Genomic DNA, 11,390 nt, shown 5'->3' with positions numbered 1-11,390 from the left:
CAGGTGTGGCGGTGCCCACGCAAGGCCAGCTACCCCTGCGGTACCTAATAGGGAGTGAACGCGGCGCAAACCTTCCAAATGCCGTTCAAAGAACACGCAGATGAAGGTTTGCGCCGCACTTGAGGCTTAGACGAAGGCCTCGATACGGACCCCGGCCTCTTCCAGGGCGGCCCGTACCTGCTGGGCAATAGCCACAGCCCCAGGGGTGTCCCCGTGGACGCAGATGCTGGCGGCATCCAGGGTCACGCGTGAGCCGTCCACAGCGATCACCTCACCGTCAACGGCCATACGGACCACCCGCTCAGCAACCACCTCGGGGTCATGGATGACCGCACCCGGTTCCCTACGGGACACCAGGGTGCCCTCTGACGTGTAGCCCCGGTCGGCAAAAGCCTCATAGAAGACAGGTAGGCCCAAGGCGCGGGCGGCGCTCGCTACCGCAGAACCCGGCAGGCAGAGGATAGGCAGGTCTCCCAGCTCGTGCAGGGCAGTGGCAACCGCCTGCGCTTGTGCTGTGTGGTGAACGATGGCGTTATAGAGACCCCCGTGCGGCTTGCAGTAGCTCACCTGTGCGCCCTCCACCTGCGCGATAGCTTGGAGCGCCCCCACCTGGTAGATGACGGCATCGGTGAGTTCGGTGGCGGTCATATCCATAAACCGGCGGCCAAAGCCAGCCAGGTCGGGGTAGGAAACGTGAGCCCCAACGGTTACCCCCTTCTGGTGGGCGGCTCGGACGGTGGAGCGGGCTACGCTGGGGTCGCCCGCGTGGAAACCGCAGGCGATATTGGCAGAGGAGACGGTCTGCATCATTGCAGTGTCATCGCCCATGACCCAGGAGCCAAAAGACTCCCCGCAGTCAGAATTGAGGTCAATGGAAAGAGCAGTCATACTCCTAGCCTACCGGTCACACAAGCTACCTCTTTTATCACCGGGGCGTAGGGGCTAGAATTGCTCTGGTCTCTACCAAGGAGTGCACATGAAACAGACTGCCGACCCCCGCCGGGTCACCCTTTACACCTGGATCATCTCGGTCGGTGGTTTCCTCTTCGGATATGACACCGGCATTATCAACGGTGCCCTGCCCTTCCTCCAGCAGGATTTCACGCTGTCCCCGGCGGCTGAAGGGTTGGCTACCTCCGCCTTGACGCTGGGCGCGGCGTTTGGTGCGCTGACTGCGGGCCAGCTGATTGACCGGTTCGGCCGCCGCCGCATTTTGCTGGTGCTGGCGGTTGTTTTTGCGGCTGGTTCCTTGGGGCTGACATCTGCCCCCAACCTGGCGGTGTTCATCGCTTTCCGTGTATTGGTGGGCTTGGCTGTCGGTGCGGCCTCAGCGGTGGTTCCTATCTACCTGGCAGAGATTTCCCCCGTTAACCGGCGCGGGGCTATCGTTACCCGCAACCAGTTCATGATTGTTTTCGGCCAGCTTGCTGCCTACGTTATGAACGCCGTACTGGGTAATCTCTTTGCCCAGAACGTCATGATTTGGCGGGTCATGTTCGCTATCTCCGTGGTCCCTGCCCTAGTGCTTTTCCTGGGTATGCTCCTAGTTCCCGAGTCGCCCGGCTATAGGAAGTCTACGGCTACCGCCCGGGGAGTACTTGGCCAACTCTGGCAAGAACCGGCCCTGCGTACCACCCTGCTTCTGGCCTGCGCTATCGGTATCGTCCAGCAGGCAACCGGCGTGAACGCCCTGATGTACTACGGCACCCAGGTACTCCGCGAAGCCGGGTTCTCTACCGATGCCGCCCTGACCGCCAACATCTCTAACGGTGTTCTTTCTGTCATTGGTGCGGCGGTGGGGCTCTGGTTCGTGGGCCGCTTCCCCCGCCGCCTCGTCCTCACCCTGGGTCTGGCAGGCACCACGGTGTCTCTGATGCTGCTGGCCTTGACCTCTCAGTTCCTTGATGCCTCCGCCCGCCCCTGGGCTACCCTGCTGATCTCGATTATTTTCCTTGTTTTCCAGCAGGGGGCGGTGTCCCCTGTAACCTGGGTGCTCATGAGCGAACTCTTCCCGGGCCGAGTGCGCGGTGCCGGTATGGGTGTTGCCACCTTTGTCTCCTGGATGGCGAACTTCTGCGTCTCCCTCTTCTTCCCCCAGATGGTTGCTGCCCTGGGGCTGGGGGCAACTTTTGCGGTCTTTGCGGTCATCGGTGTGGGGCTGATTGCCTTTACCCGCCGCGCTGTGCCCGAAACCGCCGGAAGAACTATGGACTAGCGACCGCTCCAAAACCCACAGCCTACCTACAGGCATGGCAGGGTTAGGGCATAGACTGCTGGGCCGTACTGGTACTAAGAGTTGTCGGGCGGAGATAAGCGAAGAACTCCAGATGTGTGTACCTATTGCCTTAGAAAAATGTGTTTCATTCTGCAAAGGGCGCTAGCCGTGAGGGGGCAAGGAGCGCGTGTTGAGGGCGGGCCGGAAAGAGCCCGCCCTTTTCTATGCCCTCAGCCGGAGCTCGGTGGGCGTCTCACGTCATAAATCATTCTGCGGGATGATTTATGGGTTTCTGAGTATCCACTCGGTGTTTTCTGGGGAGGTGGAATCTACACTAAAAGATAGATACACCACATTTACCCCCGCTCAGAAGGGTCAGACGATGGACACTCCTACCCTGCCAATGGATCAGCCTCCCGCCCCTCCGGTTCCCGCCCACCGGCCACGCAAGAAAAAGAAGATGTCTACTCTCACCAAGGTCCTCATCGCTATCGCAGCCGGTGTCGTAGCCCTCATCCTGGTTGGGGTTCTCGTCTTCAGCAGTCTTTTCGGTGCTAGCTCGACAGCCTCCGGCGGAGCCATCCCCGCCACCGACTACATGATTCTGAGCAAAGAAGGGGTCAGCAACAAAGTTCGTGTGGAGGGCACAATCCAGCCCGGTGAAATCCGTAGCGTCACCACCCACCTGACCTCACCCATCAGCGCCGTCAACGTGGCTGTGGGCGACCGGGTTGAGATGGGCCAGACCCTAGCCACCATTGATACCTCGACTCTGCAAGGGGAACTAGACACCCAGCGCGTTCAGCTTGAAGGAGCAGTCACCACCGCCCAGACGGCGCTTAAGGCAGCACAAACCGCCTACGACCAGCACAACCAGGGCATCAACAACGGTACCAACCCCGAAATCCTTGCTGCACTCGCCGCCCAGCGCACTGCGGCTGAGCAGCTCACCCAGGCTAATAACAGCCTGGCGACTGCTCGGGCACTACGCGACCAAGCAGCCGCCGAAGGTGCTGACCTGACCGCTCTAAACGCCGATCTCGCAGCCGCCGAGTCAGCCCAGCGCTTGGCCGCTGGCGCAAAGTCCGACGCGGATTCCGGTGTTAGCACTGCCCGTAACGCCGCCTCAACCCAGCTTGCAACCCTCGAAGCGGAACTGGGTAACGCCCGGACCTCCCTAACCAGCGCCGAAAGGGCCCGCGACCAGGCACTTACCTCCCTGCAAGAGGACATTGATGGCGCAACCATCACCTCGCCCATTAACGGTGTAGTCATGACCGTTGCTAAGCCCGGTGCCCCCGCAACCGGCCCCGTAGTCACTATCGGCGACGATTCAAAACTGACCATTACCTCAAGTGTGCGCGAATCTGACCTCCCCAAGGTCAAAGAAGGCAACAAGGTCACCTTCACTGCAGGCTCAAGTGGCACCAAAGAATACACCGGAACTGTTACCTCGGTAGCCTCTATTGCGGACTCAGCCCAGCAGGCCGGTAGCGAAGCCGCAGGCACTGCCGTAAGCGGTGTGGGTACCGGCAGTAGCCCCACCTTCACCGTCACTATCGAGGTCACCGGCGACCGCGAGGGCCTCTACCTGGGCTCCAGCGTCAAGGCCAACATCATTACCGCCGAGGAAACTGATTCTCTGGCTGTACCCGTAGACGCCGTGTACACCAATGACCTGGGGGCCAAGAGTGTCGTGGTAGCTGTACCCCAGGACGGCGGGAACTACGTCCTTGAAGAACGCACTGTAGAAACCGGCCTTGCCAACGACATCGATATTGCTATCACCGGCGGTGAGCTGGCCGAAGGGGATATGGTTCTGACCTACGGTGAGAACTACCGCTACCGTGTGGGCGAGACAGTGACTTTGGACGCCGGCGTGAGCTACGGCTGGTAAAACCATGAGCCAGCAACTAGTACAGCCTCCAGAAACCCTGCTGGATATGCGGGGCATCGTCAAAACCTTTAACCTGGGCACCCCCAGCGAAATCACCGTTCTACCTGGCATTGACTTTCACGTCAATCGTGGGGAGTTCGTATCGGTTGTGGGGCAGTCCGGTTCCGGTAAAACCACCCTCATGAACATCATTGGTCTGCTGGACCGGGCCACCTACGGCTACTACACCTTTGATGGCGAGAACATCCCCAACCTGAGCGATGATGAACTGGCTTTCTACAGGAGCCAGAATATCGGGTTCATCTTCCAGAGCTTCAACCTGATTGGGCGCATCTCGGCGCTCAAGAACGTTGAGATGCCTATGATGTACGCGGGCATGAATGCTCGTGACCGCAGGGAACGAGCCGCCTACCTGCTGGAGCAGATGGGCATAGCTGACCGGATGGAGAACAGCCCAGCGGCCCTCTCCGGCGGCCAAAAACAGCGTGTAGCCATTGCCCGTGCCCTGGCCAATGACCCGCCCCTGCTCCTGGCCGATGAGCCTACCGGTGCTCTCGATAGCCAGACCGGGCGCATGGTCATGGACCTCTTTCATCAGCTCAACAAAGAGCAGGGTAAGACCATCGTTTTTATTACCCACAACCCCGAGCTGGCCGCAGAAACTGACCGCATTGTCACCATGGTTGATGGCCGTATCGTCGCCGGTAAAGAGGCCGCCGCCCCTTATATGAGCGCCAATGGACTTACAGACCCTACCGGTCTTCTATCGGCTCCGGTGGCTAGCGCAGCGGTAGTTCCGCCCGCACCGGGCGGCACTGAGCCCACCCCCGAGGAGGTCCAGCCGTGAACATCAAAGAGTCAATCAGCCTAGCGCTGGGTAGCCTGCGCAACAATAAAATGCGCTCTTTCTTGACCCTTTTGGGCATCATCATGGGTATCGCCTCAGTGATTGCGATTCTGACCCTGGGTCACTCCCTGCAAACCCAGGCTAACCAAGCTGTTGTGAGTTCGGGAGCCAATGACCTCAATATCCAGGTGAAAGAACGGCCCCGTGAGGACGAAGGCCAAACTTCTGCAAACATATCTAGCCCCTATGGAATGATGGGTAGCTCAGGCCAAATGCCCACCGGGGACTCCCTCATCAGCATTGATGACATTAACACCCTCAAAGAGGTTATGGGTGATAATATCGCCGGTATTCCCCTGGGGAACTCAGCCTCCTATGGTGCTGAGCTTACCTATGAGGGGCAGACCAACTCGGAGAGTCTCATAAATTTCGTCAATATGGACTACTTGGAGCTTAACCCCAAGAACCTGGTGGCCGGCCGGGCTATCACCCAAACCGATATTGATAACAAGCGACCGGTCATCATGATTTCTACCGACCAGCTGTCACTTCTGGGAGGCGACCCTGTTCAGGCGGTGGGGCAAGAAGTAGAGGTTAGCTCGGGTGGCTCAAGCACCGTCTATGCTGTTGTTGTAGGTGTTTACCAACCTGATAATACCGGCGGTCTTTTGGGCATGTCGGGGCCAGGCGCGGTCTTGATGCCTTACACCTTTGAGGGTCAGTTCAGCAGCATGAATGCAGATGGCTGGTCCTACCTGAGTGTACGCCCGGCGGAGGGTAAAGACCTGGCCCAGGTCAAGGCTCTGCTTCAGGCGCACCTCACCAATATGTATCGTTCCGATGAGCAGTTCATGGCTGAAATTATGGATTACTCAGCGGCCACACAGTCCTTCAACGATGTGCTGGCCGGTATTAGTGCGGCTATCTCGGCTATTGCCGGTATCTCACTGCTGGTCGGTGGTATCGGTGTCATGAACATTATGCTGGTGACCGTGACCGAACGTACCCGCGAAATTGGCATCCGTAAGGCCCTGGGCGCTACCCGGAGAGCTATCCGTCTGCAGTTCGTGGTGGAAGCCATGATTGTCTGCCTGGTCGGTGGCATCTTGGGCGTACTGGTCGGCGGAGGGCTCGGTATGCTGGGCTCAAATATGCTGGGGACCTTTGTGTTCCCGCCGCTGAGCGCTGTCACCCTGTCCCTGGGGTTCTCGCTAGCTATCGGCCTCTTCTTTGGCTACTACCCGGCCAATAAGGCGGCTAAGCTGGACCCCATTGACGCCTTGAGATACGAATAGATCCCTAGCCGCAGTGTAAGCACCCCCTGCTCTCTTCCGCATACTTGCCAAAGAGAACAGGGGGTGCTTTTGTGCGCTGAGAGTATCTGCCTTAGCGCAGGGTTTCACCGATCTTAAGGTGAACCACCGAGGGGCCGCGGGTTTCCAGGGCCTTCTGAACAGTCTCCGTAAGGGTGGCCATGGTGGCGGTGAAACCTGTGGCACCGAAGCCCTCAGCCAGCTTGACCCAATCAGGCTGAACCAGGTCTACCGCAACCGGCGCGATGCCACGGTCACGTTCGTTCTGGCGAATCTCACCGTAGCCACCGTTCTCTACACAAATGATGGGCAGATCCAACTGCTGCTCAACAGCGGTCATGAGCTCCTGGATAGCGAACATGAGCGCACCGTCACCGAGCAGACAGACCACCGGACGCTCGGGCGCTGCCACCTTAGCGCCAATGGCAGCAGGCAGGCCGTAGCCCAGGGTGGCGTAGGTTGCCATGTAGAGCAGGGAATTAGGCCGGGGTGCCCGGTAGAAGGTGGTGGTGCCCATGTAGGTTACCTGTGAGGAGTCACCGGCAATGATGGTGTCCTGGGGCAGAATCTCCATGATGCGCTCGTTAAGCTCTGCCAGCTCGGGGGCGATAGCGCGCCCCTCGTTATCCAGGGCATCGAAGATGCCCTGGAGATTGCGCTCTTGGCGGGAACCGGGGGTGACACCCTGCTCCGCCAGAGCTTCAAGGAGCTGGGGGATAACAGCCAGAGAGTTCCCGGGTAGCTCAAGGTCCGGGGTGATGTTGGTGAGCATCTGGTCGCGGGTAATATCAATGCGGATGACTGGGCCTGCGGGGTGGATATCGCCGTCCCAGAGCTCAGCTTCACCGATCTTAGAGCCAATAATAAGCATGGCATCGGCTTCCCGGCAGAAAGCGTGAGCGGCGCTCAGGCGCAGGTCAGCGCCCAAGGAAAGACGGTGCTTCTCGGGGATAGCGCCCTTACCATTGACGGAAGTAATAACCGGTGCTTCGAGAAGTTCAGCCAGGGTAAGCAGGTCATCAGCGGCAGAGATAGAACCGCCACCGGCCACAATCAGCGGCGCTTTAGCTTCTGCCAGAATACGGGCGGCTTCGCGCACATCATCGACCGGTGCAGGCTGAGGCTTGCCCAGGGGGCGGGCCTGCAGAATTGCGGGGTCAAGCTCAACTTCGCTTTCGAGGACATCCAGGGGCACCTCAATGTGAATGGGGCGCGGGCGGTTGTGGGTGAAGGAGCGGAAAGCGTTGTGGATAATATCTACTGCTTCCTCTGCCGAGTTTACGCGGCGGGAGAACTCCACAATGGAGTTGACGGCACCGGTAGGGTTTTTAGTCTCGTGCAAGGCGCCGATATCGCGGAACTCCTGGCCTACCGGGCGGCCGGGGGAGAGGATAATCATGGGGCGGGACTCTGCGTAGGCGGTTGCGGCTCCCGAGAGGGAGTTCAAGAGACCGGGGCCGGAGGTTGTAATGACAACGCCGGGCAGGTTGCGGGTCTGTGACCAGCCATCGGCACCGTAGGAGGCACCCTGCTCGTGGCGGGTGGTGACCGGGTGGATGCCGAGTTCTTCGAGATGGCGGTAGAACTCTAAGTTGTGGGTGCCGGGAATACCAAAGACGGTATCGACGCCGTAGTTACGCAGGGTTGCCAGGATGGCGTAGCCAGCGTTGCGGCGTGGCTCGGTTACTTCGGTGCTACGGTCAGGCAGGGAGGGGTGGGTCATGGGTACCTTTCAGCTTGAAATATTCTTTTAACGTCCGCTCTAGCATACGGGTTTTTAAGGTCTCGGGGCGGGAGGCTGACCTGTGAAATGTTATGCACAGCACAGTATTCTTATGAGGTTCTGTGGGGTGAGTCAGGCAGGTGGGCGGCAGAGAGGGATAAAATATTAAGTAGACTTATGAAAATGGTCAAACAGGTCCCCCTCCCCCAAGATAGCCAGGATGCCATGCCCCTCTCCACCCCACGTCGTCTCAGGATACTCACCCTTACCACCTGCACGCTCTTAGCCGCGGCCGCCTGCGGCGGTCCTGGGCAAGGAACAGAAAATCCCTCAACCCCTCAGGGCCCGGCGCCTTCCACCCAGAAAGCCCAGCAAACATCACCAAGACCGCAGGCCCAACCTCAGGAAGTCATAGGCGGTGGCCAAGAAATCTTTGCTCACCGCTATGTTGCCCTTTACGGCAACCCCAGCGGCCCCTCTCTGGGGGCATTGGGGGAGCAAAGCCCAGAAGAGTCGGTTACAAGAGTCAAAGATTTAGCTAGCCAATACCAGGGGTACAGCCAGGAGAAAGTTATCCCGGCCTTTGAGATCATTGCTACCGTCGCCAGCTCGGCACCGGGTGTGGACGGCGATTATTCAGACGAAGCCAGCCTGGAGAGCCTGCGCCCCCTCGTAGACCTGGCCGCCAAGGAGGGGATCTACGTCATTCTTGATTTCCAGCCCGGGTATAGCAGTTTTACAGAGCAGGTCAAAGACTATGAAGAACTGCTCAAAGAACCTCACGTGGGCATTGGTATAGATGCTGAATGGAGAATCTACCCCGGCCAGGTGCACCTGCAACAGATCGGGAGCGTAGATGCCAGCGAAATCAATGAGACCCTGGACTATCTAGCTGAGCTGACCCAGCAAAATCACCTGCCCCAAAAAATGGTGGTTCTGCACCAGTTCACCCTGTCCATGATCGCTCATAGATCCCAGCTTGAGAGCAAGCACCCTGAGCTGGCCCTGACCCTCCACGCCGATGGGCACGGTAGCCCCGAACTTAAAGAGGCAACCTATCAGCAGCTACTAGCCGGTCTGAACCCCGAGATTAAGCCCTCCTGGAAAAACTTCTATGACGAAGATACCCCCATGCTAAGCCCGGCAGAAACCTACGCCCTGGAACCTAAACCCTTTGTGGTGACCTACCAGTAAGAAAGCAAGAGCCCGGCCTATGCCTTCCCCAGGCCTAAGATGGCCATGTGAGAAGGTAAGCCGGGCTAGCTAGGGTGCGGGCAGTTCGCTCAGGACCTTAGGATTTCAGCCGCTCCTGCCAGGTCTTGATGACAGCAGGATCGGTGGGCTTGGTGGCCAGCGAGGCCACCACATAGACCACCAGGGATACCGCGATACCGTAGTAGATAGGTTCGTTAGCCAGTACCCCAAAGATCGGCATGCAACCTAGGGTCACCAGGGAGCCAACCGCCATGGACAGGGCTGCAGCTACCCCCGTACCCCGCTTCCAGAGCAGGCCACCCAGGATAGCTACCATGAGCCCTCCAACCAAGATGTCGTAGGCAATGGTCAGGGAGGTGACCGTATCGGTCAGGGCAATAGCAAGAGCGGTGGTGATGACACCCAGGATGAGCAGGTAGATACGGTCAGCCTTGAGGGCTGTATCGCTTTCGGGGTCCTCTTCCTGCATGGCAGGCTTACCGGTGAGGAAGGGGGTGACATCGACCCGAGCTACGGTAGCTGCTGCAATCAGAGCGCCGGATGCGGTGGACATCATGGCAGCAACACCTGCCGCCAGGACAATACCGCCGATACCTGCGGGCAGGAAGTTCTGGGCAACGGTGGCAAAAGCGTCGTCCTTGCTCTCAAGCCCAGGAGCCAGGGCGGCGGCAGCCATACCGATGACAGCGCCAGCAATACCGTAGAGGGCAATGTAGATACCGGCACCGGCCCCACCCCAGCGGGCTACCTGCGGTGAGCGAGCGGAAAAAACTCGCTGCCAGATGTCCTGGCCCACCAGGATGCCCAAAGTGTAAATCACGAACATAGTGATAATGGTGTCCATACCCATGGCCCCGGGGGCAAAGAAGCTGGAGTCCAGGCGTTCCGTCAGGCCCTGCCAGCCACCGGCCTTGTTCAGGGAGAAGGGGAGCATGAGCAAGAAAATACCCACGGTCATGATGGCGAACTGCATCATGTCGGTCAGGGTAATGGACCACATACCGCCTAAGAGGGAGTAGCCGATGACGACCAGGGAGCCCAATAGGATAGCGCTGGTACGGTCCATATCTAAGAGGACCCTGAAGACGGTGGCGTAGGCTGCAGTGGAGGTCACGGCAATCATGACGGTGTAGGCCAGCATGACGATGGAGGAAACCTGGGTAGCCCGCACACCGTAGCGCAGGGAGAGCATCTGGGAGACGGTGTAGATTTTCAGGCGGGCAATGATGGGTGCAAAGATGAGGGACAGTAAGAGTACACCGACCGCGATAGCCACAACCAGCCACATGCCTGAAATGCCGAACTTGTAGCCCAGGCCCACGCCGCCCACAGTGGATGCGCCGCCCAGGACAACGGCGCACATGGTGCCGGTGTAGAGTGCGGGGCCCAGCCTGCGGCCTGCTACTCGGAAGTCTTCGGCGTTCTTGGCTTTTCGTTTGCCGATGTAGCCAAAGAGGATGAGTGCTGCCAAATACAGCAGAATAATGGCCAGGTTCATGCGTGTTCCTTTGTGTTGAGGCCGTGTGTGCTTGACCAGTGGGTTCGTTGATGTGGCTAAGCCCTCACGGTGGTGAGTTGCAGGCCACAGTTTATTGTAGCCGTCTCTTGAAAAAACATGCACATTGACCCCGGCCCGTACTTTGGGGAGGGGCGGTATGGGATACCTTTTACCTACTTTGAATAGGCCTGGGGCGAAAGGGCTATTGGTAAGAGCGGGCGGACTCTTTTGCCCGCTGCAAGAGCCACAAAAATCAAGGGAAGAGTTGCTGCGTTAGACCCGATGTAGATGCCCCAGCGGGTGCGGGCAGGAAGCCCCGTCCCTGCCTTGGTGATCAAGCGACCCGCTATGCCCGCCATGAGGGGTGCGGTCATCAGCCCACCGTTATAGCGGCGCTGGATAAGGCCCCGGCAGATATGGCTCATCGCGTTACCCACCAGAGCAGATGGGGGGGGCTAGCACGAGAACCTGCTGAAGTTTACCGTGGGGAAGGCAGGCCCCTGCTACCAGTGCAAGAGCAGATGCTCCGGTGAGAAGGGCCGTAGCTAGGGCAAAATCCTGCTGGCTTGACCAGGGACCGCACTCTCTAATGCGGTGGGGGAGAGCTTCGATATCTCGGTAGAAGTGCGCTACTTCCTCGCAATTATGGGCGGCAAAGACCCCAAGCAGTGAAGCTGTAAGC

General features: G+C 58.9%; 9 protein-coding genes. 5 read left to right on the top strand and 4 right to left on the bottom strand.

Annotated features, from left to right (window positions below; translation table 11 throughout):
• Positions 1 to 126 precede the first annotated feature (126 nt).
• Entirely contained in the window at positions 127 to 888 is a 762-nt protein-coding gene (locus tag ACN085_RS07880; protein ID WP_419111160.1) for a LamB/YcsF family protein, read from the bottom strand.
• A gap of 88 nt (positions 889 to 976) precedes the next feature.
• Between ACN085_RS07880 and ACN085_RS07875 the strand changes: the two genes are divergently transcribed.
• The 4 genes from ACN085_RS07875 (at position 977) to ACN085_RS07860 (ending at position 6,254) form a co-directional block, all read left to right on the top strand.
• Complete coding sequence (locus ACN085_RS07875) at positions 977 to 2,215, top strand: MFS transporter (RefSeq protein ID WP_419100312.1); 1,239 nt, start codon at positions 977 to 979, stop codon at positions 2,213 to 2,215.
• 382 nt (positions 2,216 to 2,597) lie between these two features.
• On the top strand, positions 2,598 to 4,112 hold the full coding sequence (locus ACN085_RS07870) for an efflux RND transporter periplasmic adaptor subunit (RefSeq protein ID WP_419104965.1): 1,515 nt from the start codon (positions 2,598 to 2,600) through the stop codon (positions 4,110 to 4,112).
• A gap of 4 nt (positions 4,113 to 4,116) precedes the next feature.
• On the top strand, positions 4,117 to 4,959 hold the full coding sequence (locus ACN085_RS07865; protein WP_419111159.1) for an ABC transporter ATP-binding protein: 843 nt from the start codon (positions 4,117 to 4,119) through the stop codon (positions 4,957 to 4,959).
• Positions 4,956 to 6,254: an ABC transporter permease gene (locus tag ACN085_RS07860; RefSeq protein ID WP_419111158.1), complete on the top strand. Its 1,299-nt coding sequence runs from the start codon at positions 4,956 to 4,958 to the stop codon at positions 6,252 to 6,254. The genes ACN085_RS07865 and ACN085_RS07860 overlap by 4 nt, the downstream gene beginning before the upstream one ends.
• Before the next feature lie 91 nt (positions 6,255 to 6,345).
• Here the strand turns inward: ACN085_RS07860 and ACN085_RS07855 are convergent, their stop codons facing one another.
• Positions 6,346 to 7,995: a thiamine pyrophosphate-binding protein gene (locus ACN085_RS07855; RefSeq protein WP_419111157.1), complete on the bottom strand. Its 1,650-nt coding sequence runs from the start codon at positions 7,993 to 7,995 to the stop codon at positions 6,346 to 6,348.
• 177 nt (positions 7,996 to 8,172) lie between these two features.
• On the opposite strand from ACN085_RS07855, the gene ACN085_RS07850 reads away from it, so the two are divergent.
• A complete protein-coding gene (locus ACN085_RS07850) occupies positions 8,173 to 9,189 on the top strand; it encodes a hypothetical protein (RefSeq protein ID WP_419111156.1) in 1,017 nt (338 codons plus the stop codon).
• A 97-nt stretch (positions 9,190 to 9,286) separates the two neighbouring features.
• Here ACN085_RS07850 and ACN085_RS07845 read toward each other — a convergent pair whose 3' ends face one another.
• Together ACN085_RS07845 and ACN085_RS07840 are read right to left on the bottom strand one after the other, a co-directional pair.
• Positions 9,287 to 10,708: a sodium:solute symporter gene (locus tag ACN085_RS07845; RefSeq protein WP_419111155.1), complete on the bottom strand. Its 1,422-nt coding sequence runs from the start codon at positions 10,706 to 10,708 to the stop codon at positions 9,287 to 9,289.
• 173 nt (positions 10,709 to 10,881) lie between these two features.
• Positions 10,882 to 11,133, bottom strand: coding sequence for a hypothetical protein (locus tag ACN085_RS07840; protein WP_419111154.1), 252 nt, complete (start codon positions 11,131 to 11,133; stop codon positions 10,882 to 10,884).
• Between the last annotated feature and the right edge of the window lie 257 nt (positions 11,134 to 11,390).

The organism is Rothia sp. P4278, assembly GCF_048512945.1.
Lineage (GTDB): Bacteria > Actinomycetota > Actinomycetes > Actinomycetales > Micrococcaceae > Rothia.
The sequence above is the reverse complement of the archived record's forward strand: the minus strand, read 5'-3'. Positions and strand labels throughout refer to the sequence as shown.

Coding starts and splice junctions, on each gene's coding strand:
- ACN085_RS07845 (WP_419111155.1), bottom strand. CDS start 10,708: ATGAACCTGGCCATTATTCTGCTGTATTTGGCAGCACTCATCCTCTTT.
- ACN085_RS07875 (WP_419100312.1), top strand. CDS start 977: ATGAAACAGACTGCCGACCCCCGCCGGGTCACCCTTTACACCTGGATC.
- ACN085_RS07880 (WP_419111160.1), bottom strand. CDS start 888: ATGACTGCTCTTTCCATTGACCTCAATTCTGACTGCGGGGAGTCTTTT.
- ACN085_RS07870 (WP_419104965.1), top strand. CDS start 2,598: ATGGACACTCCTACCCTGCCAATGGATCAGCCTCCCGCCCCTCCGGTT.
- ACN085_RS07850 (WP_419111156.1), top strand. CDS start 8,173: ATGAAAATGGTCAAACAGGTCCCCCTCCCCCAAGATAGCCAGGATGCC.
- ACN085_RS07840 (WP_419111154.1), bottom strand. CDS start 11,133: ATGAGCCATATCTGCCGGGGCCTTATCCAGCGCCGCTATAACGGTGGG.
- ACN085_RS07865 (WP_419111159.1), top strand. CDS start 4,117: ATGAGCCAGCAACTAGTACAGCCTCCAGAAACCCTGCTGGATATGCGG.
- ACN085_RS07855 (WP_419111157.1), bottom strand. CDS start 7,995: ATGACCCACCCCTCCCTGCCTGACCGTAGCACCGAAGTAACCGAGCCA.